19 protein-coding genes and 1 pseudogene are annotated in these 25,145 nt (G+C 68.9%); 6 read left to right on the forward strand and 14 right to left on the reverse strand.

Features of this window, described 5'->3' with window-relative positions; translation table 11 throughout:
• Positions 1-9 precede the first annotated feature (9 nt).
• Positions 10-1,695 (reverse strand): GMC family oxidoreductase, encoded by a 1,686-nt coding sequence (locus OLX23_RS10220; protein ID WP_319641308.1) that lies wholly within the window; start codon positions 1,693-1,695, stop codon positions 10-12.
• A 28-nt stretch (positions 1,696-1,723) separates the two neighbouring features.
• Positions 1,724-2,344 carry a gluconate 2-dehydrogenase subunit 3 family protein gene (locus tag OLX23_RS10225; protein WP_264444861.1) on the reverse strand — a complete coding sequence of 207 codons (621 nt, stop codon included), beginning with the start codon at positions 2,342-2,344 and terminating at the stop codon, positions 1,724-1,726.
• Between the two features lie 161 nt (positions 2,345-2,505).
• On the opposite strand from OLX23_RS10225, the gene OLX23_RS10230 reads away from it, so the two are divergent.
• Positions 2,506-3,477, forward strand: coding sequence for a sugar phosphate isomerase/epimerase family protein (locus OLX23_RS10230; protein WP_264444862.1), 972 nt, complete (start codon positions 2,506-2,508; stop codon positions 3,475-3,477).
• Here OLX23_RS10230 and OLX23_RS10235 read toward each other — a convergent pair.
• The 8 genes from OLX23_RS10235 to OLX23_RS10270 all read right to left on the reverse strand — a co-directional run bounded on the left by OLX23_RS10235 (position 3,474) and on the right by OLX23_RS10270 (position 11,554).
• Positions 3,474-4,331, reverse strand: a complete 858-nt coding sequence (locus tag OLX23_RS10235; RefSeq protein ID WP_264444863.1) for a sugar phosphate isomerase/epimerase family protein — start codon at positions 4,329-4,331, stop codon at positions 3,474-3,476. The two genes, OLX23_RS10230 and OLX23_RS10235, sit on opposite strands and share 4 nt — an antisense overlap.
• On the reverse strand, positions 4,328-5,662 hold the full coding sequence (locus OLX23_RS10240; protein ID WP_264444864.1) for an MFS transporter: 1,335 nt from the start codon (positions 5,660-5,662) through the stop codon (positions 4,328-4,330). Before OLX23_RS10240 ends, OLX23_RS10235 begins: the two co-directional genes overlap by 4 nt.
• 25 nt (positions 5,663-5,687) lie before the next feature.
• Positions 5,688-6,734, reverse strand: coding sequence for a sugar phosphate isomerase/epimerase family protein (locus tag OLX23_RS10245; RefSeq protein ID WP_264444865.1), 1,047 nt, complete (start codon positions 6,732-6,734; stop codon positions 5,688-5,690).
• Between the two features lie 12 nt (positions 6,735-6,746).
• Positions 6,747-7,886, reverse strand: a complete 1,140-nt coding sequence (locus tag OLX23_RS10250; RefSeq protein ID WP_264444866.1) for a Gfo/Idh/MocA family protein — start codon at positions 7,884-7,886, stop codon at positions 6,747-6,749.
• On the reverse strand, positions 7,883-8,782 hold the full coding sequence (locus OLX23_RS10255; RefSeq protein WP_264444867.1) for a ThuA domain-containing protein: 900 nt from the start codon (positions 8,780-8,782) through the stop codon (positions 7,883-7,885). Before OLX23_RS10255 ends, OLX23_RS10250 begins: the two co-directional genes overlap by 4 nt.
• A 19-nt stretch (positions 8,783-8,801) precedes the next feature.
• Positions 8,802-9,164, reverse strand: a complete 363-nt coding sequence (locus OLX23_RS10260) for a c-type cytochrome (RefSeq protein ID WP_264444868.1) — start codon at positions 9,162-9,164, stop codon at positions 8,802-8,804.
• Between the two features lie 119 nt (positions 9,165-9,283).
• The gene (locus OLX23_RS10265; RefSeq protein ID WP_264444869.1) at positions 9,284-10,060 is read right to left on the reverse strand and encodes a DeoR/GlpR family DNA-binding transcription regulator; all 777 of its coding nucleotides are present in this window, start codon (positions 10,058-10,060) and stop codon (positions 9,284-9,286) included.
• 87 nt (positions 10,061-10,147) lie between these two features.
• Positions 10,148-11,554, reverse strand: coding sequence for an FGGY-family carbohydrate kinase (locus tag OLX23_RS10270; protein WP_264444870.1), 1,407 nt, complete (start codon positions 11,552-11,554; stop codon positions 10,148-10,150).
• A gap of 81 nt (positions 11,555-11,635) precedes the next feature.
• Between OLX23_RS10270 and OLX23_RS10275 the strand changes: the two genes are divergently transcribed.
• From OLX23_RS10275 to OLX23_RS10290, 4 genes are read left to right on the forward strand one after another with little or no spacing between them, the layout of a single operon-like run.
• Positions 11,636-13,786 carry a bifunctional rhamnulose-1-phosphate aldolase/short-chain dehydrogenase gene (locus OLX23_RS10275; protein ID WP_264444871.1) on the forward strand — a complete coding sequence of 717 codons (2,151 nt, stop codon included), beginning with the start codon at positions 11,636-11,638 and terminating at the stop codon, positions 13,784-13,786.
• Between the two features lie 25 nt (positions 13,787-13,811).
• A complete protein-coding gene (locus OLX23_RS10280; RefSeq protein WP_264444872.1) occupies positions 13,812-14,723 on the forward strand; it encodes an alpha/beta hydrolase in 912 nt (303 codons plus the stop codon).
• A complete protein-coding gene (gene rhaI / locus OLX23_RS10285; RefSeq protein WP_264444873.1) occupies positions 14,720-16,006 on the forward strand; it encodes an L-rhamnose catabolism isomerase in 1,287 nt (428 codons plus the stop codon). The genes OLX23_RS10280 and rhaI overlap by 4 nt, the downstream gene beginning before the upstream one ends.
• A 29-nt stretch (positions 16,007-16,035) precedes the next feature.
• A complete protein-coding gene (locus OLX23_RS10290; protein ID WP_264444874.1) occupies positions 16,036-19,476 on the forward strand; it encodes a glycosyl hydrolase in 3,441 nt (1,146 codons plus the stop codon).
• Here the strand turns inward: OLX23_RS10290 and OLX23_RS10295 are convergent.
• From OLX23_RS10295 to xylB, 3 genes and pseudogenes are all read right to left on the reverse strand, one after another.
• The gene (locus OLX23_RS10295) at positions 19,464-19,925 is read right to left on the reverse strand and encodes a hypothetical protein (RefSeq protein ID WP_264444875.1); all 462 of its coding nucleotides are present in this window, start codon (positions 19,923-19,925) and stop codon (positions 19,464-19,466) included. The genes OLX23_RS10290 and OLX23_RS10295 overlap by 13 nt on opposite strands.
• Positions 19,925-21,238: a xylose isomerase gene (gene xylA / locus OLX23_RS10300; protein WP_264444876.1), complete on the reverse strand. Its 1,314-nt coding sequence runs from the start codon at positions 21,236-21,238 to the stop codon at positions 19,925-19,927. Before xylA ends, OLX23_RS10295 begins: the two co-directional genes overlap by 1 nt.
• A gap of 10 nt (positions 21,239-21,248) precedes the next feature.
• Positions 21,249-22,692: pseudogene (gene xylB, locus OLX23_RS10305) on the reverse strand (xylulokinase).
• Between the two features lie 104 nt (positions 22,693-22,796).
• Here xylB and OLX23_RS10310 point away from each other — a divergent pair.
• Positions 22,797-23,864: a LacI family DNA-binding transcriptional regulator gene (locus OLX23_RS10310; RefSeq protein ID WP_264444877.1), complete on the forward strand. Its 1,068-nt coding sequence runs from the start codon at positions 22,797-22,799 to the stop codon at positions 23,862-23,864.
• Here the strand turns inward: OLX23_RS10310 and OLX23_RS10315 are convergent.
• Positions 23,861-25,027: an ROK family transcriptional regulator gene (locus tag OLX23_RS10315; RefSeq protein WP_264444878.1), complete on the reverse strand. Its 1,167-nt coding sequence runs from the start codon at positions 25,025-25,027 to the stop codon at positions 23,861-23,863. The two genes, OLX23_RS10310 and OLX23_RS10315, sit on opposite strands and share 4 nt — an antisense overlap.
• Between the last annotated feature and the right edge of the window lie 118 nt (positions 25,028-25,145).

Raw genomic sequence — 25,145 nt, forward strand, 5'->3', positions numbered from 1 at the left:
CGCTTGCTCCTAGATCGTACCCTCGCGCAGGAACTCCACGGCATGGTGGGCGGCCCGCGCGCTCAGCGCCATGTACGTGAGCGAGGGGTTCTGGCAACCGCTCGATGCCATCGCCGCGCCGTCGGTGATGAACAGGTTCTTCACATCGTGCGCCTGGTTGAACTTGTTGAGCACCGAGGTCTTGGGGTCCTTGCCCATGCAGGCGGTGCCCATCTCGTGGATGCCGAGGCCCGGGGTGCCGGGCTCGGTCGCTGTGCTGACGACGAAGCCGCCGGCCGCCTGGATCATCGCCTTGCCGTCGTCGAGGATCTGCTTGGCCATCTTCTGCTCGTTCGGGCCGTGCACGCAGTTCACCTCGACCAGCGGAATGCCCCACTTGTCGACCTGGGTCGTGCTCAGCGTCACGCGGTTCTCGGGGTTGGGCAGCATTTCGCCGAAGCCCGAGATATAGGTGAACCAGGGCCCGAGCTTGCGCGTGCGCGCCTTGAGCTCGGCGCCGATGCCCGGCTGGCCGATGCCCGCGCGCCAGGACATGCGCGAGACCCCGCCCTGGTAACCGAAGCCGCGGAGGAAGCCTTCGCCGGGCTCGGTGACGTTGCGGAAGCGCGGGATATAGAGCCCGGTCGGCCGGCGGCCGTGGTAGAAGCTGTCCTTGGGGCCATTGGGCAGCAGCCCCGCCACCGACAGTGCGAAAAGGTGGTCCATCAGGTTGCGGCCGACCATGTCCGACGAGTTGGCCAGCCCGCGCGGCATGGCCTCGGATTTCGAATTGAGCAGGATCTGCGCGGTGCCGATCGTCGAGGCGTTGAGGAAGACGATCTTGGCCTCGTAGGTCTTGCGCGCCTTGGTGTTGCTGTCGATCACGCGCACGCCGCTGACCTTGCCGGTCTTGGGATCGTGGACCAGCGAATGGACGATCGCATCGGTGACGATCGTCAGGTTGCCGGTGCGATCGGCCGCCGGCAAGGTCGACGACAGGCTCGAATGATAGGCGCCATAGGTGCAGCCGCGATCGCAGAGCGAGCGCGCCTGGCAGGTCATGCGGCCCAGTTCCTCGTGGTGCGGCTGCGCCTGCGACAGGTTGGCGGTGCGGCCGGGAATGACCTTGCGGCCTGGGAAGGCCTTCTCGATCGCGGCCTTGAACTGCAGCTCGCCGTCGTTGAGCGCGAAGGCGGGCAGGAAATCGCCGTCGGGCAGCTGCGGCAGGCCTTCCTTCGAACCGGCGACGCCGATGAACTTCTCGACATGCGAATACCACGGCGCGAGGTCGTCATAGCGGATCGGCCAGTCCGAACCGTGGCCGTCCTTGGCATTGGCCTCGAAATCCTGCGCCGACAGGCGGTAGGACTGGCGGCCCCACATGATCGAACGGCCGCCCAGGTGATAGCCGCGGATCCAGTCGAACGGCTTGCCCTCGGGGGTGATGTAAGGGTTCTCGTCGTCCTTGACCCAATACTGCTGCGTCGCCGCGGTGATGAAGCTCTCGCCCTGGATCTTGTAGTGGCGGGCCAGGTCCTCCTCGGGGACCATGCCGGCATTGGGCACTTCCCAGGGCTGCAGATTGTCGGTGTAGGATTCGCCGTGCACGAGCTTGCGCCCGCGCTCGATCACGAGGACCTTGAGCCCGCGTTCGCAGAGTTCCTTGGCGGACATGCCGCCGCTCATGCCGGAGCCGACCACGATTGCATCGAACATTGTCATTCCTTCCGTTCGTGGCCTTGGTTCAGAACATGCCCAACCCGCCGGTGGCGCGGGTCTCGGGGGTCACCTTCACGGACGGCGTCCAGTCGCCGGGCGAATGCTCGTAGGTCAGCTCGGTCGTGAGCGCTTCTTCCGAATAGTAGTAGAGCACGACGATCAGCTCCTTGAGCTTGGCATAGGCGGGATCGGCCACCGAAGGTCCGGCCATCATCGCCCGCATGCCCGTCAGCTTCTCGGCGCGCGGCACTGGCTTGAGCGACGCGGCGTCGTGCGCGATGAGCAGTTCCTTGCGCTTCTCGGGCGAGAGCGCGGCGAAGGGCTGGCCTTCCTTGTCGCGGGCGACGCGGTCGATCGCGGTCAGCGCGCCGACCAGTTCGGTGCGGCGCTTGGGCGCGGCCCAGTTGACCAGGAGCGCGTCGAACTTCGCGGGTACCTTCGCATCGACCGCGCCCGGCGTTTCGGTCTTCGGAATGATCGTATCCGCGACGGCGCTGAGCAGTGCGAACTCGGGCGCGCCGAGCGAGGGGCGTGCGCTGGCCGCCTTGGCGAAGGCTTCCGGGGTGAAGCCCGCGGTCGCGGTCACGCCGAGCAGCAGCAGTGCGCCTTCGAGCAGCGACCGCCGATCCATGCTGGTTGTCGTCATGTCTGGCCTTTCCCATCCCATGTGTTTTGCCGTGGCATAAGCCCGTGCGCAGGGGCCTACAAGAGAAAACGAACGAAATCGTTCGATTAAGTGTTGCCGCGGTCCTTCCCGGGGGATATCCCTTGCGGAAACCGCAAAAACTGCGGGTGAGGGGAAGTCTAATGATCGAGGCAATCAGCCGTCGTTCGCTGCTCGCGGGCATGGCCGTGACGGGAGCCGTCGCAATGCTCGAAGGAACCGCGATCGCGGCCAAGAGGCGGACGTTCTTCGCGCGCGTCGGGCTGCCGGTGGGCCTGCAGGTCTATACCCTCGGTGACGAGGCCGGCCGCGACATCGACGCCACTTTCGCGCAGATCGCCGCGATCGGTTACCGCGAGATCGAGTTGCCGAGCCTGTACAACCGCAAGCCCGCCGATCTGCGCGCCGCCGCCGACAAGGCCGGCCTGGCGATCTCCAGCCTGCATATCCACCCGGTGATGCGCGGCATGGGCGGGGCCGGGCTCACGCTCGGCAGCGCGCCGGCGGAGATCGCCGATGCGCTCGGCGCGCTCGGTGCCAAGCGCGCGGCCCTGCCGATCGCGCCGTTCCCCGACAATTTCCGGCCGCAGCCGGGTGAGGCGATGCAGGCGACGATCGGCCGCACCTTCGCGGAGGCGGGCGCCGATCACTGGCGCCGCACCGCCGCCATGCTCAACGAGAAGGGCGCGGCGCTCAGGCCGCTCGGCGTGGCGCTCGGCTATCACAACCACAACATGGAATTCGCGCCGATTGGTGGCACCACGGGGTGGGATATCCTCGTGAAAGAAACCGATCCCGCCGCGGTTCATTTCGAGGTCGACGTCGGCTGGGTCGCGACCGCCGGGCTCGATCCCGCGGCGTTCCTGCGTCAGCATCGCGGCCGCGTCGCGCAACTCCACGTCAAGGACGTGGCGGCGGGCAACACGACCAACTTCGCGCTGTCGATGAAGCCGGCCGAAGTGGGCTCGGGCACGCTCGACTGGGCGAAGATCCTGCCCGCGGCCCACGATGCCGGCGTGCGCCACTTCTACGTCGAGCAGGAACCGCCCTTCGCGATCCCGCGCATCGAGGCGGCGCGCAAGGGCTACGCGTTCCTGGCGCAACTGCGCGCCTAGGCCTCTTGCCAGGCGCGGCGGATGAGGTCGAAGCCTTCGGTGTAGACCTCTTCCTCGCTCGCGAAGAAGTCGCGCCAGACGCGCGTTGCCGCGGCGAGATCGGGCACGCCGCGGCCGAAGGCCTCGATCGTCAGCCAGCCATCGTAGCCCAGCGCCTTGAGCGCGTGGATCGTCTCGCGGATCGGCGCATGGCCGCGCCCCGGCGTGCCGCGGTCGTTCTCCGAGATGTGGACGTGGCTGAGCTGGCCCGAAGCGTGCAGCTTGCGCAGCGCGGCCAGCGGGTCCTTCTCCTCGATATTGGCGTGGAAGGTGTCGTAGAGAATGCCCACGCCGCCTTCCCCCACGCGCTCGGCATAGGCGATCGCCTGGTCGCAGGTGTTGAGCAGGTGCGCTTCGAAGCGGTTGAGCGGTTCGAGACCCGGGGTGATCCCCGCCGCGCGCATCGCCGGCAGGACCTGGCGGTGGACCTCGGCGCAGCGATCGAGTTCGGCCTCGCTCGGCTTGGCGCCGGTGAACACGCCGAGCGGCTGGAACCAGGGGCCGGCGACGATCTGGCCGCCGAGCGCGGCCGAACAGTCGATCACGCGGCTCAGATGATCGACCGCCCCCTGTCGCGCCGCGGCGTCGGGCGAGATCGGGCTGTGCGCCTCGTCGGGAATGATCGCGACGACCGTGCGCTCGAGCCCCACGTCGTCGAGCACCTTGGCGAGATCGCGGTAGTGGCCGACGTCGCTGACGTCGAACACCGGCACTTCGACGCCGTCGTAGCCCGTGTCCTTGAGCGCCTGGAGGATGTCGTGGTGCTCCTGCGTGACGTGGCCCGTCCACAGCAGAAGGTTGATTCCGATCTTCATTCGGCAGGCTCCACGAGATCGGCGCGGGTGATCGCGCGCGCGCGGCGTTCGGCCAGCCAGACCGCGCCGAAGATAAAGAACAGAATGCAGGGCACCACCGCGATCGCCAGGAACGACTGCTCGGCGGCATAGGCGAGGACCTGGCTGAGCTCGGGGCCCGGCGTCAGCGCGGCGAAGGCGGCGTCGCCGCCGGCCTTCTCGAGCTTGGCCCGATCGTAGATCGCGCCGATCTGCGGCAGGACGAAATAGATCGCCATGGCGCCGGCGAAGCCGACGATGCCGATCGACCACGAACCACCGCGCGGGAAGCGGCGCGACGAGGCGGCGAGCATCGTCGGCCACATGAAGCAGACGCCGAAGGCCCAGAGCGTCGCCGCGACCAGCGCGGTGAAGGGCGAGGAGGCGACGGCGAGGCCGTAGAGCCCGAGCGCCGCGGGGATCGTCGAGAACAGCAGCAGGCCGATATCGGAGAAGCGGCGTTCGAGCGGGCCGGCGAAGTGGCGCATGACGAACATGATCGCCGAGACGTAGACCAGCACGAGGATGCCCGGCATGCCGACGGTCTGCGTCAGCGCGATGTCGACCCAGGAGCCCGGCGCGAGCTCGGCCGAGGCGGTGAGGAACATGATCGCGGGGAAGATCCAGAAGCTGGGCCGCTTGAACGGCTCGGCGATCATCTGGGTGAACGGCACGCCCATGGCGCTGCTCTCGGTCTTGGGAAACGGCTGGCGGAGTGCGAAGAGCGCGCAGGCGATCGCCGGCACCGGGATCAGCGCGACCGTGGCCTGCCAGGGCAGTTCGAGCTGGCTCAGCAGCACGACCGACAGCAGGCCGCCGGCAATCAGCCCGGCGGGCCACCAGGCGTGGAGCGTGTTGAGCCGGTGAGTCTTGTCGTCGGGATAGAGCGCGGCAGTGACCGGGTTGACCGAGGCCTCCATCGCGCCCCAGCCGAGCCCACAGACGACCATGCCGATGTTGAGCATCCGGTAGATCGCGTCGATCCCGCTCATTTCGGGCGAGAGAAGGATGAGCCCGGGGCCGAGAATGAAGCAGGCGGCCGAGAACAGCACGACGCGCTTGGCGCCGATCATGTCGAGCAAGGGGCTGATCGCCAGCAGGCTCAGCGCGAAGCCGAGGAAGGCGTTGCCGAGCGCGGCGGCGATCATCTCGCCCGAGTGGAGCGGCGCGGGTCCATCGAGCAGCGTTGCCTTGATCGCGCCCGAAGCGCCCGTGCGGATCGAGAACGACAGCGCCGCGGTGAACACCAGCAAGGTGCAGATCCAGAACAGCGCTCTGCGGTCGTAGCCGTCGCCGGCCTCTGTCCTATCCATGTCGTCCCCTCCCGTTCTGTTTTCTTCAGCTGAGGCCCAACACCCTGTTGATCAGCACCTTGTCCGCGCCGGTGCCCGCGAAGTCGTCGAAGGCCTTTTCGGCCCGGCGGATCATGTGCCTGGCGATGAACGGCGCGCCTTCGGCGGCGCCCTGTTCGGGATGCTTGAGCGCGCATTCCCATTCGAGCACGGCCCAGCCCTGGTAGCCGTACTGCGTCAGCTTCGAGAAGATCGCCGAGAAGTCGATCTGCCCGTCGCCGAGCGAGCGGAAGCGGCCCGGGCGCTCGACCCAGCCCGAATAGGAGCCGTAGACGCCGGCGCGGCCGGTCGGGCGGAACTCGGCATCCTTGACGTGGAACGCCTTGATCCGCTCGTGGTAGATGTCGATGAACGCCAGATAGTCCATCTGCTGCAGCACCATGTGCGACGGATCGTAGAGAATGTTCGCGCGCGGGTGCTGGTCCACGACGTCGAGGAAGCGCTCGAAGGTCACGCCGTCGTGCAGGTCCTCGCCCGGGTGCAGCTCGTAGCAGGCATCGACGCCGTTCTCGTCGAACGTGTCGAGGATCGGCTTCCAGCGACGGCCGAGTTCGGCGAAGCCTTCCTCGACCAGGCCCGCGGGGCGCTGCGGCCAGGGATAGACCGTGTGCCACAGCAACGCGCCCGAGAAGGTTGCGTGCGCGGTGCAGCCGAAGCGGCGGCTGGCCCTGGCGGCGAGCTTGAGCTGGCCGACCGCCCAGTCGGTGCGCGCCGCGACGTTGTCGTGGAACTGCGGCGGGGCGAAGCCGTCGAACTGCACGTCGAAGGCCGGGTGCGAGGCGACGAGCTGGCCCTGGAGATGGGTCGACAGTTCGGTCACCGCGACGCCGTTCTGCGCGCAGATGCCCTTGACCTCGTCGACGTAGTCCTGGCTCTCGGCGGCCTTCTCGAGATCGAACAGGCGGCCGTCCCAGGTGGGGATCTGCACGCCCTTGTAGCCGAGCGAGCCTGCCCACTTGGTGATCGCATCGAGCGAGTTGAACGGCGCCTCGTCCCCGGCGAACTGGGCGAGGAAGATCGCGGGACCTTTCATGGCCTTATCCTTCTAAAGGTCTGTCCAGACCGCACCGTCGCGGCTGGACTGGAGCGCGGCGCGCAGGAAGTTCATGCCCGAGAGGGCATCGTCCATCGTCGCATAGCCGGGATCGGCGCCGGCGACCGGGCCACTGCGGATTTGCTCGCCAAAGGCGCGGTAGATGTTGGCAAAGGCCTCGAGGTAGCCCTCGGGATGGCCGCCCGGAGTACGCTGGATCGCGAGGATGTCGCCGGGCACGTAGGCGCGGTTGGCGCCGGCGTGGTGGACCTCGTCGGGCCGGTCGCGGCGCTTGATCGTCAGCGTGTTGGGCTGCTCCTGGCGCCAGTGCAGCCCGGCTTCCTCGCAATAGACGTCGATCGCCAGGTCGTTCATGTCGCCGACGCAGACCTGGCTCGCGGTCAGCGTGCCCTTGCCGCCGCCCGAGAGGCGGAAAAGCGCGGCGCCGTCGTCGTCGATGCGGCGGCCGGGCAGCATGGTCAGCTCGGCGCAGATCTGCGCGATCCGTTCGCCGGTGATGAATTCGACGAGGTTGGCGGCGTGGGTGCCGATGTCGCCGAAGGCGCCGGCCTGGCCCGACCGCGCGGGATCGACGCGCCAGGCGGCCTGCTTGTTGTCGATCAGGTCCTCGGGGCGCGACAGCCAGTCCTGGACGTACTTGACCATGACGCGGCGCACCGCGCCGAATTCGCCGCCGGCGACGAGCTTGCGCGCGAGCTTGACCAGCGGATAGCCGGTATAGGTGTGCGTCACCGCGATGCGGCGGCCGGTGCGCGCGGCGGCCTCGACGATCGCGCGCGCGTTGTCGAGGCTGTCGGCCAGCGGCTTGTCGATGATCACGTCGAAGCCGGCTTCCATCGCGGCGATCGCGGGCGGCGCGTGCATGTGGTTGGGGGTGACGATCGCCACCGCCTCGATCCGCTGGTCGGCGGGCAGCGCGGCCTCGCGATCGAGCATCTCGGCCCAGGAGCCGTAGCTGCGTTCGGCGGGCAGGCCGATCTCGGCGGCCGAGGCCAGAGCCTTTTCGGGGGTCGCGGACAGCGCCCCGGCGACGAGCTGCCAGTTGCCGGCGATCGCTGCGGCGGTGCGGTGGACGCCGCCGATGAAGGCGCCCTGGCCGCCGCCGATCATGCCGTAGCGAATGGGCTTCACTTGACACCTGCCTTCTGCGCCGGATTGCCGCCACATTCGCTGCCATTCAGCGCCCAGCCGACCGCCTGGGTCAGCATCGCGATGTATGCGGGCTCGGCATAAGCCGAAGCCTGGTGCCCCATCGCCGAATAGAGCACGCGACCCTTGCCGCTGCAGTGCCACCAGGCGATTGGGTGGTTCGCGCCCATGGCGATGTCGCGGCCCATGATCTTCTTGTTCGGATAGGTCCGCTCGTCGAGCGTCAGCAGGACGTGATAGTCGGGCGCGCCCACGGCCTTGTCGAACGAGTACCATTCGTCGGTGCGCTGCCAGGCCTTGGGCAGGCCCTGCGTCGTCGGATGGGTGGCGTCGGCGACCTGGACCGTCGCGCGCTGGAATTGCGGGTTCAGCGGATGGCCGGTGAACTGCGCGCCGATCAGGTGATCGACGTACCATTTCCAGTCGTAGGAGAAATCGCCGCCGGCGCCGTGGACGCCGACGAAGCCGCCGCCGTTCTCGATGAAGGCCTTCAGCGCCGCGCGCTGCTTGGGCGTGAACACGTCGCCGCTGACGTTGTTGAACACTACGGCGTCGAAGCGCGACAGGATTGCCGGGTCGAAGGTGGCCCCGTTCTCGGTCTGGAAATGGCCCCAGCCCTTGTCCGCCGCCATCTTGGCGAACAGCGCATTGGCCGCGGGGATCGCCTCCTCGTGGCGGAAGCCGTTGGTCTTCGAGAAGACCAGGATCGCCGGGCGCTTGATCTCGGCGGGGAGCGGCGGCGGCGTGGTCTCGTAGACGTGCAGCCCGCCCAGCATCGTCCGCTGGATCGTATCCCAGTTGCGCGCGATCTGGATCGCGAACAGGACCAGCAGCGCGAGCAGGGCCCAGAGCACCCAGCGCAGGATCTTTCGTGCCATGTCGCTCTCCCCCTCGCCGTCAGCGCCGGGTGGCGAGGTAATCGAGCACGGCCGCGCGCTGCGCCGGGTCGGTCAGGCTGATGACCATGCGCGTGCCTGGGACGGTGCGCGCGGGCGCGGTCAGGAAGCGGTCGAGCGTCGCGCGGTTCCACGTCAGGCCCGAGGCCTTGAGCGCGGGCGAATAGGCGAATGGCGTCGAAGCGGCCTTGCGCCCGACCACGCCGGTCAGGTTCGGCCCGAGCGGCGAGGGGCGCTGCGGCGTGCCGTGGCACGACTGGCAGCGCTGGCGGAACACCGCCTCGCCATCGGGGCCGGCGGCGAGCGCGGGCATGGCGAAAAGCGTCGATGCGACTATGGCAATGATGGAACGACGGAATGTCACGAGCCGGCTATCCTCTGGCGACCGCCGCTCGGTTCGTCTGACCGGCGCGCGGATTCTTTATCGAACGATGTCGTTCGTTTTATCGCATCGAGGCCGGAGTGCAAGCGCGTTGCGCGCGATCACCTCGCGATGATCAGTTCCACGCCCGATTTGCGGACGATCTCCGCCATGTCTGCGGGAATGCCGCTGTCGGTCACCAGCACGTCGACTTCGTCGAGCGCGCAGACGATCGCCCCGGCCGAGCTGTTGAACTTGGAACTGTCGACCAGCAGGATCAGCGTCTCGGCGCGATCGATCAGCCGCCGCTCGGCCGCGACGAGGATGACGTCCTGCTGCATCACCCCCTGCGGGCCTAGGCTGGCCGCGCCCATGAACAGCTTGGGTGCGTGGAAGCGCGGCATCGATTCCTCGCCGGCGGGGGCGAGGATGATGTTCTGCTCGCGGAAGATCACGCCCGAGGGCACGAGCAGCCGCGTGCCCGTCTGCGGCAGCAGCGCGTCGATGATGTGCAGCGAATTGGTCAGGACCTGGAGGTCGAGCCCGTCGAGGTGCGGGCACATCTGCAGGGTGGTTGAACCGCCGTCGATCATCACCGCCTCGCCGGGTTCGCAAAGCGCGGCGGCGGCGCGACCGATCGCCTGCTTCTGCGCGAGGTTCTGGGTGATCGACTGCTCGAACGGCGTGCCGGCCAGACCGGTGCGGCCGTTGCGCGCTTCGGAGGCCGGCTTGGCGCCGCCGTGGACGCGGACGATGGTGCCGGCCTTTTCGAGCCGGGTCAGGTCGCGGCGGATCGTCGCGGGCGATGCGTCGAGCCGCGCTTCGAGATCGCGATAGGCGATGAAACCGGTGGCTTCGATCGCTTCGAGGATCAGGCGTTCGCGTTGTTCGGCGTGCATTGTTCGAATCCCGGTCGCACGATCAGGCCGCGCCGTGCTGCGCACAAAAGCCTATGGCCGGGATATGCCGGGAAATCCATGGCCGGGCTATGCAGCGATCGCGGCGCGCCAGCGCGCGCTATAGGCGGCGAGGTCACCGGCCAGCGGCGCCACCCGCGCGAGCGACCCCTGCGGGCGTAACCGCGGATCGACCAGCCGCAGCGCGCCGAACGACACGTCGTTGTGGGCATTGGCGGTATAGACCGCGGTCTCGGGCCGCAGCGATGCCAGTGCGCGGACGAAGACCTGGGCCTCGGCGAAGCGGCCTTCGACCAGCAGGCGCTCGCGCGCACCGATCAGATCGAGCGAAGCATCGGCGACGAGCGCGGCATAGAGCGAGGCCGCGGCGCGGCGTGCGAAGGGATCGTCGGGCTCGGCGATCCAGCGCGGCCGGGCGTCGGGGAAAGGGCCGCAGCCCGGCGCGAGCGTCGGCAGCATCATCGCGCCGGCGGCGAGCACCGCGGGCACGGCGGCGAGCAGCGCGGGCTGATCGGGCGTGATGTCGATGCGGCGCGTGTCGAACTCGATCAGCGTCTCGATCTCGCGCCCGCCCATGAAGCGCGCCGAGGGCACGGAGCGGCCATGGACGTCGACATTGACCAGGCAGTCGCGCGCCTCGGGCAGGTCGGCCAGCGCAACGGGTTCGGCGGCATGCCGCGCGGGGCTGCGCATGGCGACGAACCAGGTCCCCGTCGACAGCACGGTCGCCTCGTTCTCGGCGATCTCGGCAAAGCCGCGCGCGGCGAGCAGCGCGGCGTTCGAATCGTGTAGCCCGGCGAGCACTTTTGCCGTCGCGGGCAGGCCCGTGCGCGCCGCCAGTTCGGGGCGCAGGGTGCCGATCGCGTCGCCGGCCGCGGCCAGCGGCGCGAAGCGATCGGCCCAGCCGCGTCGCACGGCCATCGGCGCGAAGGCCTGCGCGGCGGGGTTCCACAGGTCGCTGTGGCAGCCGAGGCTGGTGACCTCGCTGACCGCGCGGCCCGAGAGGAACCAGGCCCAGTACTGCGCCCAGGGCAGCAAGGTCGCGCCGTCGAGCGCGGCGCGATCGCGCGCCTCGAGCCAATCGAGCTGGGCGGCGAGGTTGAGCCCGTCGGGCAGGGCCGTCGAGCCGGTGATCGCGAAAGGATCGCGCTGGCGGCGATAGGCGGCGCGTACGGCCTCGGGGATCGCCTGCTCGTAGTCGAGCGGCGCGAAGGCCAGGGCGCCGTCGCGCAGTCCCACGACGCCGGCGCCGTGGCCCACGGGAATCAGGTACTCGACCGGCTGGCCGGCATGGCGCGCGAGCGTCGCGATCAGCCAGTCGCCGATCGCCGCCACGTCGAGCCTGCGCAGGCCGTCCTGCTCGACCACGGCATTTGGGCGCACCTGCCGGTCGAGCAAAGTGCCCGCGCGCGACCACAAGGTGACCTTGCTCATGGTCTTGCCGATGTCGACGACGATGGCGAAGGCTTCGCTCAATTCGGCTCCCCAATGCGCGTTTATGATCGTTTGTTATCGAAAGAGATTGATTGCACAAGGCGTAATCGCTACCACCCTAGCATGAACGCCCCGACCGTGCCGTCGCCAGCCACTGCCGCCGCCATTCCCTTTGCCGTGCCGGCCAGCCGCTGGGACGACGCTGTGGCAGCGCGCCTGTCTCCCGCCGAATTGCTGCTCTATCGCTCGAACCTGCTCGGCTCGGATCTGACCGTGACCAATTTCGGCGGCGGCAACACCTCGGCCAAGCTGACCGAGATCGACCCGCTTACCGGCGCCGCGGTCGAGGTGCTGTGGGTCAAGGGCTCGGGCGGCGACATCGGCTCGATGAAGCTCGATGGCTTCGCCACGCTCTATCAGGACAAGCTGCTCTCGCTCGAGGCGCACTACGCGGGCCCCGAAGACGACGACAAGATGGTCGGCTACCTGCCGCACTGCACGTTCAACCTGAATGGCCGCGCGGCCTCGATCGACACGCCGCTGCATTCGCTGCTGCCCTTCGCCCACGTCGATCACGTCCATCCCGACGCGATCATCGCGCTGGCCGCAAGCTCGGGCGGCGAGGCGGCGACGCGCGAGATCTGGGGCGGGCGCATCGGCTGGCTGCCGTGGAAGCGCCCGGGCTACACGCTCGGGGTCCAGTTGCGCGACTATGTCGCGGCCAATCCGGGGCTCGCGGGGGTGATGCTCGCCGGCCACGGGATCATCTGCTGGGGCGACAGCGCCAAGGCCTGTTACGAGCACACGATCGGCCTGATCGCCCAGGCCGCGACCTATCTCAACGGCAAGCTCGCCGGGAAACCGGCGTTCGGCGGCGCGGTCCATTCTCTCTCCGCCTTGGATCGCGCCGTTGCCTCGGCCGGCCTTATGCCTCGCCTGCGCGGTCTGATGACCGGCCAAAATGCAGATGCGCGGCGTAAGGTCGGCCACTTTTCCGACGATGCCGAAACGCTCGAATTCGTGAACTCGCGCGACTTCCTGCGACTGGCCGCGGTGGGCACCTCGTGCCCCGACCATTTCCTGCGCACCAAGATCGCACCGCTGACGCTCGATCCCGCGCGGCTCGACGACGACGCCTATCTGGCCGAGCGGCTCGAGGCCTATCGCGCGCTCTACGCCGCCTACTACGAACGCTGCAAAAGGCCCAATTCGCCGGCGATGCGCGATCCCAATCCGGTGGTCGTGCTGGTTCCGGGGCTCGGCCGGATCACCTTCGCTGCCGACAAGACCACGGCGCGGCTCGCTGGCGAGTTCTACGGCAATGCGATCAACGTGATGCGCGGTGCCGAGGCGCTCAAAGAAGACGGGGGCGCCGGCTATATCGGGCTCGACGAGCAGGAAGCCTTCGACATCGAATATTGGCTGCTCGAGGAAGCCAAGCTCCAGCGCATGCCCGCACCCAAGCCCATGGTCGGCCGGATCGCGCTGGTCACCGGCGGCGCCGGCGGCATCGGTGCGGCCTCGGCGGCGCGGCTGCTGGCCGAGGGGGCCTGCGTCATGCTCGCCGATCGCGACGCGGCGGCGGTCGAGGAAGTGCGCGCGGGCTTCGCCAAGCGGTTCGGCAAGGATGTGGTCCGCGCCGTGGTCTGCGATGTCACCGACGAGGCCCAGGTCCAGGCCGCCTTCGACGCCTGCGCGCGCGAATTCGGCGGGCTCGACATTCTCGTCGCCAATGCCGGCATCGCCTCGTCGGCGCCGATCGAGGCGACCACGGTCGACCTGTGGAACCGCAATTACAGCGTTCTCGCCGAGGGCTATTTCCTGACCAGCCGCGCTGCCTGGCCGCTGCTCAAGCGGATGAAGATACAGGGCGGAGCTTCGGTGGTGTTCATCGGCTCGAAGAACGGCGTCGCCGCGGCGACCAATGCCAGCGCCTATGCCTCGGCCAAGGCAGCGGCGAACCACCTCGCGCGCTGCCTCGCGCTCGAAGGCGCGCCCGAGGGGATCCGCGTCAACGTGGTCAATCCCGATGCGGTGATCCGCGGCTCGAAGATCTGGGACGGTGACTGGCGCCAGGAGCGTGCGGGCGCGCACGGCATCGATCCGGGCGCCGAGCTCGAGGCGCATTACCGCAACCGCTCGATGCTGGGGCGCGACGTGTTGCCCGAGGACATCGCCGAGGCGGTCTACTTCCTCGCCAGTGACATGTCGGCGAAATCCACCGGCAACATGATAAACGTCGATGCGGGGAACGCCCAGGCGTTCACCCGCTAGCGACGAAAGCCGGGAGAGAAGAACCATGAGAAAAGCGACGATCTGGACGACATTGGTAGCGCTAGCTTGCCCTGTGGCAGCGGCGGCGCAGAGCCTCGCGCCGATTGAAGCGATGCCCGATCCGGCCGCCATCGCCCTGCCGGCGCCCAAGGGCGCGAGCCGGTCTAGCGAGGTCTGGAACATGCTCCAGGCGGGCAACCCGGTGGTCCGCAACGTCACCCAGCCGACCGTGACCCCCGTCCTGCCCGATCCGGCCAAGGCCACCGGTGCGGCGGTGATCGTCGCGCCCGGCGGCGGCTTCCTGATGCTGTCGATGCAGACCGAAGGCTTTGCCGTGGCCAAGGCGCTGGCCGATCGCGGTATCGCCGCTTTCGTGCTCAAGTATCGCCTCGAACCCACGCCGGTCGAGGGCAAGGCCTTCCTCGCCGCGATGATGGCGCGGTTCCAGGCGGCGCCCAAGGATCCGGCCGCGGCCGCGGCGATGCGTCATCCCGATGCCGCCGCCGATGCGCTCGCGGCGCTGCGCCTCGTGCGCAGCCGCGCCGGCGAATGGAAGCTCGATCCCGCGCGCGTCGGGCTGATCGGCTTCTCGGCCGGGGCGATGACCGCGCTCGAACTGGTCCAGACCGCGCCGGCCGCCGATCAGCCGGCCTTCTTCGGCTATGTCTACGGGCCGCAGGCGATCGACACGGCGCCGGCCCATGCGCCGCCGATGTTCGATGCGATCGCCTTCGACGATCCGCTGTTCCGCCCCGTGACCTTCCCGATCGCCGCCGCCTGGCAGCAGGCCAAGCGCCCGGTCGAGCTCCATGCCTACCAGAAGGGCGGCCACGGCTTCGGCGGCCTCGGCGCGCCGGGCACGACCACGACCCTGCTGCTCGACCAGTTCACCGCCTGGCTGGCGATGCAGGGCTTCCTCAAGAAGGCCACCCAATGACCGTGCTGTCCGACGAGCTCATCGCCGAAGCCAATGCGCGCGAGATCGCCGCGCTCGACGAGGACTACGACGCGCTCGGTCGCAAGCTCGCGCGCGGCGGTGTGGCGATCGACGCGATCAAGGACAGGGTCGCCGCCTTCTCGGTCGCCGTGCCGAGCTGGGGCGCGGGTCGCGGCGGCACGCGCTTCGCCAAGTTCCCGATCCCCGGTGAGCCGACGAACATTTACGAGAAGCTCGAGGATTGTGCGGTCATCCAGCAGCTGAGCCGCGTCACCCCGCGGGTCAGCCCGCATTTCCCCTGGGACAAGGTCGCCGACTACAAGGGCCTGCGCGCGGAAGCCGCGAGCCTCGGGCTCGGCTTCGACGCGGTCAATTCGAACACCTTCCAGGACCAGCCCGGCCAGGCGCAGACCTATGCCACGGGCTCCTTGTCCTCGACCGTCGCGGCAACGCGCCAGCAGGCGATCGAGCACAACATCGAATGCATCGAGATCGGCCGGCAGCTCGGCTCGCGCGATCTCACGGTCTGGGTCGGCGATGGCACCAATTTCCCCGGCCAGCAGGATTTCGCGCGCAGCCTCGATCGCTATCTCGACGCCGCGAGCCAGGTCTATGCCGCGCTGCCCGACGACTGGCGGATGCTGATCGAGCACAAGATGTTCGAGCCGGCGTTCTATTCGACGGTCATCTCCGACTGGGGCTCGTCGATCCTCGCCGCGCAGGAGCTCGGCCCCAAGGCCAAGTGCCTGGTCGACCTTGGCCACCACGCGCCGAACGTGAACATCGAGCAGATCGTCGCCCGGCTCCACCGCTTCGGCAAGCTCGGCGGCTTCCACTTCAACGACAGCAAGTACGGCGACGACGATCTCGATTCGGGCGCGATCAACCCGCACCAGCTGTTCCTTGTGTTCAACGAACTGGTCGAGGCCGAGCTCCATCCGCGCGACGGTTTCGATCCCAGCTACATGATCGATCAGTCGCACAACGTGACCGATCCGATCGAATCGATGCTGTCCTCGGCCGAGGCGATCGCGAGCTGCTTCGCCAAGGCGCTGCTGGTCGATCGCGAGGCGCTGCAAGCGGCGCAGGAGGCCAACGACACGATGATGGCCTTCCAGGCGTTGCGCCGCGCCTACACCATCGACGTCGCGCCGATCCTGGCCCGGGCGCGGCTGGAGGCCGGCGGCGCGATCGACGTGCTCGCGACCTACCGCGCCAGCCGCTGGCGCGAGCGCAAGGCGCAGGAGCGCAAGCCCGTCGGGCTCGGCGCCGGGATCGTCTGACGAACAATCGAAAAGAGGGGATGATGAGGATGATCTTGAGGAACCTGCGCGTGGCCCTGGCCTGTGCGACCGCGCTGACGGCCTGCGCGCTGCAGGCGGAGCCGGCCGCGCCGCCCGCCGCCGATGCTGCTTCCGCGCCCTCGCTCGAAGACCAGTTCCGCGATCCGCCGAACGCCGCGCGGCCGCGCGTCTGGTGGCACTGGATGAACGGCAACGTCACCAAGGACGGCATCGCCAAGGACATGGCCTGGATGAAGCGCGTCGGCATCGGCGGGCTGCAAAACTTCGACGCCAATCTCAACACGCCGCAGGTGGTCAAGGATCGGCTGATCTATATGCGGCCCGACTGGAAGGACGCCTTCCGCTTCGCCGCGACCGAGGCCGACCGGCTCGGCCTCGAGCTCGCGATCGCCGCATCGCCCGGCTGGTCGGAGACCGGCGGCCCCTGGGTCAAGCCCGAGGACGGGCTCAAGAAACTGGTCTGGAGCGAGACCGAACTCATGGGTGGCAAGCGCTTCGCCGGCAAGCTGGCCCCGCCGCCTTCGGCCACGGGCCCGTTCCAGTCGATCGACAAGGGATCGGGCATCGGCTCGCTGCTGTCGGGCGACAAGGGACCGCAGGTGCCGACCTTCTACGCCGACGTCGCGGTGCTCGCGGTCCCGCTGGCGCGAGCGCCCGCGCTTGCCGCGCCGGTGGTGCGCGATGGCGCCGACGAACAGCTCGACGGCGGCGCCTTGGCCGACGCCGATCTCAACACCACGGTCGACCTCAAGCGTCCCGCATCGGGCGTTCCCAGCCTGGTCTTCGCCTATTCGGCGCCGCAGACCCTGCGCTCGGCGACCTTGTTCATACCTGGTGCTGCGGCGCTGTTCATGGGCGCCGCCTATGCCCCCGTGCTCGAAGCGAGCGACGACGGCGCGGCCTGGCGCAAGGTGGCCGACATAGCAGTGACGGCGGTGCCAACGACGATCGGCTTCGCTCCGGTCACGGCGCGCCAGTTCCGTGTGACCTTCGGCCCGGCCAAGCCCTCGTCGGCGATGGGCAATTTCATGGCCTCGGCCGCGCCTGGGCTCGATCTCGCGGGCCTCGGAGCGGCGATGGGCTCGGTCGGTGCGCCGGCCGGCATGGGCGGCGGTGCCAAGCCGGTGAAGATCGGCGAATTGCGCCTATCGGGCGAAGAACGGATCGATCGGTTCGAAACCAAGGCCGGCTTCGAGGTCGAGCGGGACTACTATCATCTCGACCAGGCCCTGCCCGAAGCCCGCGGTGTCGATCCGGCCAGGGTTATCGACCTGACCGGTCGTCTCCGACCCGACGGGACGCTCGACTGGACTCCGCCCAAGCTTCCCGGCGGCGCGCGCTGGCGCGTGCTGCGTCTCGGCTATTCGCTGCTCGGCACGACGAACCACCCGGCGCCGCCCGAGGCGACCGGGCTCGAGGTCGACAAGTTCGACGGCCCGGCTGTGCGCCGCTATCTCGAACACTACATCGGCATGTATCGCGACGCTGCCGGCGCCGACCTGATCGGCAAGCGCGGCGTCCAGGCGATCCTGACCGACAGCATCGAGGTGGGCGCGGCCAACTGGACGCCGCAGATGCTGGCGCAGTTCAAGCGCCTGCGCGGCTATGACGCGGTACCGTGGCTGCCGGCGCTGACGGGCACGATCGTTGGCTCGCGCGCCGACAGCGACCGCTTCCTCTACGACTATCGCCGCACCCTGGCCGATCTGATGGCCAGCGAGCACTACGGCACGGTCGCCAAGGTCGCGCACGAGAACGGGCTCAAGGTCTATGGCGAAGCGCTCGAGAGCGGGCGCCCGTCGCTGGGCGACGACATGTCGATGCGCCGCTTCGCCGACATCCCGATGTCGGCCATGTGGACCCACGCGCGCAAGGTCGGGCCGCAGCAGAGCCACGTCGCCGACATCAAGGGCGCGGCATCGGTGGCGCACGTCTATGGCCAGAACCTCGTCGCTGCGGAATCGCTGACCTCGGCGCTGTCCTACTGGGATCACGCGCCGGCCTATCTCAAGCGGATCATCGACCTCGAATTCGTCACCGGGGTGAACCGTCCGGTGATCCACACCTCGGTCCACCAGCCGGTCGACGAGAAGGTGCCGGGGCTGTCGCTATTCATCTTCGGCCAGTACTTCAACCGGCACGAGGCCTGGGCCGAACTCGCTAAACCCTGGGTCGACTATATCTCGCGCAATTCGCTGATGCTGCAGCAGGGCCGCAACCTGGCCGACGTCGGCTACTTCTACGGCGAGGAAGCGCCGTTGACCGCGCTCTACGAGAAGGAGGCCGTGGCCGATGCGCCCAAGGCCTATGCCTACGACTTCGTCAGCGCCGATGCGCTGATGAGCGCCCTGGCGAACGACGGCAACGAACTGACCACCCCCGGCGGCGCGCGCTATCGCGTGCTCTATCTGGGCGGTTCGTCGCGCCGGATGACCCTGCCCGCGCTGCGCAAGCTGGCCGCGCTCGTCGAAGGCGGCGCGACGGTCGTCGGCATGAAGCCCGAGGGTGATCCGAGCCTTGCCGCCAATTCGACCGAATACGCCGCGCTCGCTGCCAAGCTGTGGAACGGCGGCGAGGTCACGCAGATCGGCAAGGGCCGGGTCATTGCTTCGACCGACATCGAGGCTGCGCTCGCCAAGATCGGCGTCGCGCCCGACTTCCGCTTCACCGGCGGTCAGGACGGCGCTGCGATCCCCTTCGTCCACCGCAAGCTCCCCGATGGCGACAGCTATTTCCTGGTCAACCAGCAGGACCGTGGCGAGACGATCGAGGCGCGCTTCCGCGTCACCGGCAAGACGCCCGAGCTCTGGCATTCCGAGACGGGCAATTCCGAGGCGCTCAGCTATCGTACCGAAGGCGGCGAGACGATCGTGCCGCTGACCCTGGCGGCCGACGAATCGGTCCATGTCGTGTTCCGCAAGCCCGCCGTCGCGCCGACCCTGGCGATCAAGAAGCTGGTGCCGAGCGAGGTCGGCCGGATCGACGGACCGTGGCAGGTGGCGTTCCAGGCGAATCGTGGCGCTCCGGCGAAGGCGACCTTTGCCAGCCTCGCGCCGCTCGACGAGAACGCCGATGCGGGCATCAAGTACTTCTCGGGCATCGCCACCTACACCAACGGCTTCACCACGCCCAAGGGCTGGAAGCGCGGCGAGCCGCTGTGGATCGATCTCGGCGAGGCACGCGAGGTCGCCGAGGTGACGGTCAACGGCAGGCCTGCGGGCTATGCCTGGCACGCACCCTATCGCGTCGACGTCAGCCAGACCGCCAAGCCCGGCCGCAACACCTTGCAGGTCCGCGTCGCCAACCTCTGGGTCAACCGCCTGATCGGCGATCGCCAGCCCGACGCCAAGCCGATCACCTGGACGGCGCTGCCGACCTACACCGCCAAGGCGCCGCTGCGCCGGTCGGGGCTGATCGGCCCGGTTACGCTATTGGGTCAGCCGAAGTAGGAGACCTCCTCGCGGGCGGTCGCGCGCAGCCGCAGGCTGGCCGACCGCACCGCGCCGGAGGCTAGCAGAATCGGGCCGTCGACCTCGCGCTGCCGCGCGACGATCTCGACGTCGTCCAGGTCCAACCCGAAGTCGATCTCCGCCGGCATGGGCCGGCGGCCGAGGTTGACCAGCGACAGCGTCATCGTCAGCCCGCTCTCGTCGAGCGCGAAGGCCTGGCTGGCGATATAGGTGCAGTCGGCGCCCAGATGGTGCAGCAGCAGGGTTGCCGAACGCGTCGTGGCGCTAGCGACCGACCAGCCGCAGCGCCAGTCGTGATCGAGCGCGGCGTTGCGTGGGCCGTGCGACTGGCGCAGCAACGATCGCCCATGCCAGTCGAACCGCAACACGGCGCCGCCGCGCTCGGGCGCGAGCGCCAGGGCATAGTCGCCGGCGGCCAATGTCAGCATCAGAAGCGGTTCACGAGGTTTTCCAGCCACTCCTGGCGGCCGGATCGCGGCTGGGGCGCAAGCTTGCTCTGGATCGCGTGTTCGGCGACCGAGGCGAGCGTCGCATCGGGCGCGTGGATCGCGCGGCCGAGTTCGCCCTGCCAGCCGGCGTAGCGCTCCTGGCGGAAGGCATCGAGCTGGCCGTCCTCGACGATCGCCGCGGCGCGCAGCAGCGCGCGGGCGATCGTGTCGACGCCGCCGATGTGACCGTGGAACAGGTCGGCCGCGTCGATCGACTGGCGGCGGACCTTGGCGTCGAAGTTGAACCCGCCCGTGGTGAAGCCGCCGGCGCGCACGATCTCGATCAGCGCCAGGGTCAGTTCCTCGACCGAATTGGGGAATTGGTCGGTGTCCCAGCCGTTCTGCGGATCGCCACGATTGGCATCGATCGAGCCGAAGATCCCCAGCGCGCGCGCCATGGCGATCTCGTGCTCGAAGGTGTGGCCCGACAAGGTCGCGTGGTTGGCCTCGATGTTGACCTTGACCTCGTTCTCGAGCCCGAAGCGCTTGAGGAAGGCGTAAACGGTCTGCGTGTCGAAATCGTACTGGTGCTTGGTCGGCTCGTGCGGCTTGGGCTCGATCAGGATTGTGCCGGTGAAGCCGATGCGGTGCTTGTGCTCGACCACGAGGTTGAGGAAGCGGCCGAAGTTCTGCTGCTCGATGCCGATCTCGGTGTTGAGGATCGTGTCGTAGCCCTCGCGCCCGCCCCACAACACGTAGTTGGCGCCGCCGAGGCGGTGTGTCGCCTCGATGCAGTCGCGCACCTGCATCGCCGCCCAGGCATAGACCTCGGGATCGGGATTGGTCGCGGCGCCGGCCATGTAACGCGGGTGGCTGAACAGGTTGGCCGTGCCCCACAGCAGCTTGCGGCCGTGCTGGGCCTGCAGCGCCTCGAGATGATCGACCGCCTCGGCGAAGCTGCGGCGGAAGCCCGTCGCGTCCTCGGCATCGGCCATGACGTCGACGTCGTGGAAGCAGTAGAACGGCAGGTCGAGCTTCTCGACGAAGGCCAGCGCCGCTTCGCGCTTGGCGCGCGCGCGGGACGCGTCTTTGGGGCCGGCATGCCAGGGGCGGTTGAACGTGCCGCCGCCGAAGACGTCGCTGCCCGGCCAGCAGAAGGTGTGCCAGAAGCAGACCGCGAAGCGCAGGTGGTCTTCCATGCGCTTGCCCAGGACCACGCGGTCCTTGTCGTACCAGCGATAGGCGAGGTCGCTGGTGCTGTCGGGCCCCTCGAAGCGGACCGTGTCGAACGGGGCGAAGTATTCGGCGGACATGGGCTTCCTTTCAGAGGTCGCGGATCGCAGCATAGGCCGCGCGGAACTTTGCGAGCTTGGGGGCGAGCGCTTCGACCAGCGCGGGATCGGGTTCGATGACCTGGGCCACGGGCGGCCGCGTGCAGGCCTCGGCGGGGGACAGTTTCAGCGCGGCCATCCGTGCGAGCTTGGCCGCGCCGAGCGCCGGGCCGACCTCGCCGCCCTCGGGATAGGCCAGCCGCACGCGCAGCGCCGCGGCGAGGATGCGGCCCCAATAGCGCGAGCGTGCGCCGCCGCCGATGACGAGCAGTTCCTCGACCCGCGTGCCCGCCTCGCGCAAAGCATCAAGCCCGTCGGCATGGGTGAAGGCGACGCCTTCGAGCACGGCGGCCGCGAGCCTTTCGCGCGTGGTCTCGTTGTCGAGTCGGAGGAAGCCGCCGCGGACGTGCGGATCGTTGTGCGGGGTGCGTTCGCCCGAGAGGTAGGGCAGGAACAGTTCGGGACCCGCGACGGGGCCGGCCTGCTCGGCCGTGGCGAAGAGCGCGGCGGGGCCGTCGAGGCCGGTCAGCCGCGCGGCCCAATCGACGCAGGCGGCGGCCGAAAGATGCACGGCCATCTGGTGCCAGGTCTCGGGCAGGCAGTGGCAGAAGGCGTGGACCGCGCGCGCCGGGTTCGGGCGGAAGGCGCCGGTCGCGACGAAGATCACCCCCCGAGGTGCCGAGCGAGAGCAGCGCATCGCCCTCGGCGATCACCCCGACGCCGGCGGCGCCCGCGGCATTGTCGCCCGCGCCCGCGACGACGGGAACGCGGTCCATGCCCCAGGCCGTCGCGACCTCGACGCGCAGCCGGCCGGTGACCGCGCCACCCTCGAACAGCGCGGGCATCTGTTCGCGCGTCAGTCCGGTCGCGGCGAGCATGGTGTCGCTCCAGTCGCGCGCGGCGACGTCGAGCCAGAGCGTGCCGGCACTGTCGGACAGGTCCGAGGCCTTGTCGCCGGTCATCCGCAGGCGGACGTAGTCCTTGGGCAGCAGCACCGTGTGGACCCGCTCGAACAGTTCGGGCTCGTGCTTGCGCACCCAGGCCAGCTTGGGCGCGGTGAAGCCCGGCATGGCCAGGTTGCCGGTAATCGCGCGCGTGTCCGGTTCGCTCGCTTCGAGCGCGTCGCATTCGTCGAAGGCGCGGCCATCGTTCCACAGGATCGCGGGGCGCAGCGGGCGATCGTCGGCGTCGAGCAGCGTGGCGCCGTGCATCTGTCCGGCAAGGCCGATGCAGGTCACTTGCGCGCGGATTGCAGGGTCGAGCGCGAGCACGGCCGCATCGGCGGCGGCCCACCAGTCGTCGGGCGCCTGTTCGGACCACAAGGCCTGCGGCCGCGCCACCGAGAGCGGCGCCGAAGCCTGGGCACGCAGGCTTCCCGCCGCGTCGATGGCGACGACCTTCACGCCCGAGGTTCCTACATCGATCCCCAGAAACATCGTTTCTTCCACTCCCAATGGTGCTTTAGTTAGCGCTAACATTACGGGCGGGCAAGCGTCCTCTGCGGCTTGCGCGAGCGGCCCCGGCACCATAGGCAGGGGCGATGGTCGAAGCGGGGCAGACGCGAAAACGCAGGCGGCGGACGCAGAGCGCGCCGACGGTGGCCGACGTCGCCCGTCTGGCCGGGGTTTCGCCGATGACCGTTTCGCGCGTGATCAACCGCGAGGCGAGCGTCGTCGAAGCCACGCGCGACAAGGTCCGCGAGGCGATCCGCGCGCTCGACTACGTTCCGAATGCCGCCGCGCGCAGCCTGGCGGGTGGCCGGCAGAGCCGGATCGCGCTGCTCCACAGCAATCCCAGTGCGTCCTACCTCAGCGAGTTCCTCGTCGGCACCTTGCAGGAAGCCGGGGCCAGCGATGCGCAGCTCGTGGTCGAGCATTGCGCCGGCGGCGAGAGCGCCGATGTGCTGGCCGCCAAGCTCGACTCGCACCGGGTCGACGCCGTGCTGCTGCCGCCGCCGCTCTGCGACGATGCCGCGCTGCTCGCGGTGCTGCGCGACCGCGGGCTGCCGATGGTGCAGATCGCCACGGGCCGCGCCGCGGACTTCGCCCATGCCGTGACGATCGACGACGAACGCGCGGCGCATGCCATGACCCGCCATCTCCTCGCGCGCGGGCACGAGCGGATCGCCTTCATCACCGGCGACACCAACCAGACCGCGTCGGCGCTGCGTCTGGCCGGCTATCGGCGCGCGCTGGGCGAGGCGGGCAGGGCGGCCGAACCCGAGCTCGTCGTCGAGGGCGATTTCACCTATCGCAGCGGTCTGGCCGCGGCCGAGGCGCTGCTCGCACGGCCGTCGCCCCCCACCGCGATCTTCGCGAGCAACGACGACATGGCGGCGGCGGCCTCCGCGGTCGCGCACCGTCACGGGCTCGACGTGCCGCGCCAACTGACGATCGTCGGCTATGACGACACGCCGATCGCGACCACCGTCTGGCCCGAGCTCACCACGATCCGCCAGCCGATCCAGGACATGGCGCGGCGCGGGACGCAGCTGCTGATCGCCGCGATCGAGGCCAAGCGTCTGGGCAAGGCCGGATCGGTGCGCCACGAGTGCCTGGATTTCGAACTCGTCCTGCGCGAATCCGACGGTGATCGCCCCCGCGATTAGCGGAACTGATAGAGTTGCTCGAGCACCATCGCGGCCGCGCCGCGCGCATAGGCGCTGTCGTCCATCTGCTTGAAGGTCACCCGGTCGCCGTCGCGCAGCACGGGTAAGGTGTCCTCGTGGAGCGCGGCGAAGAAGGGCGGTGAGACGAGGTCGATCAGGTCGCGCGACTTGGCGAGGACCACGATCCGTTCGGGGTCCTGCATGTTGACGTGGTTGGCGAGGCCGCGACCGAGCAGGCGGCCGGCGCGCGCGAACAGCTCGGCCATGTCCGGATCGCCGGCCTGGACGGCCTCGACCACTTCGCCGAAGCGGCTGCGGAGCTGGTCGATCGCCGGCTGCGGCTCGCCGCGCAGTTCGCAGGCCTGATAGACGATCGCGCTCACCGAACTGTAGGCCTGGAGGCAGCCGCGGCCGCCGCAATGGCAGGGGCGGCCGCCTTCGGGCACGATTTTGGTATGGCCGAACTCGGCCTCGATGCCGTGGCTGCCGATCAGCAGTTGCCCGGCCTGATAGCGCGTGCCGCCGAGGCCGAGATCGAACACGACGAGCGTGAAATCGTCAACGCCGCCGTCGCCGAACCAGTGTTCGGAGCGCGCGAGGATGTTGTTGTTGTTGTCGATCCGCGTCGGGATGCGCAGTTCGCGCTCGATCGCCTCGGCGAAAGCGAAAGGCGCGCCTTCGAAGGTCTCGAACAGCTCGACCATGCCGGTCTGGCTGACCACGATCGCGGGCAGGCCGATACCCACCTGCGATATGGCCGTGCGCGGGATCGGGCTGGCCGCGATCGCCTCGGCAATGGTGCGGCAGAACGCCTGGGCGAGATCCTCGAGACTTCTCGTCGGTGGGGCGGGGGCGGAATGCGAGGATACGCTCTGGCCACGCAGATCGACGATCTCGGCGCATAGCTGGCCGTTTTCCGACATGGTCGCGCCGACGACGAAGGCGCCCTCGGGGTTGATCCGCAGATTGAGTTTGGGGCGTCCCCGCGTGGCCGAGCCCAGCCGCTCTTCGATGACGAGTCCGCGCTCGACGAGATCGCGGATGATGGCGGTGATGGTGCCGCCGTTGAGCCCCGAGATCTGCGCGAGGTCGGTCCGCGAGATCGGTTCGGCCGCGCGCAGCTTCTTGAGCACGGACAGCCGGTTGAACGCTTGATCGGACATTCGCATCGGGCGCCTGTCTTCCAGACTTGCGCCGGTCTGCCAAGCCGACACCACATTTATTTTAGAACGTAAAATAAAATTGACAGCGCCGCGATGGGCCGTCTATCCGGACGTCATC

Source organism: Novosphingobium sp. JCM 18896 (genome assembly GCF_025938095.1).
Classification (GTDB): domain Bacteria; phylum Pseudomonadota; class Alphaproteobacteria; order Sphingomonadales; family Sphingomonadaceae; genus Novosphingobium.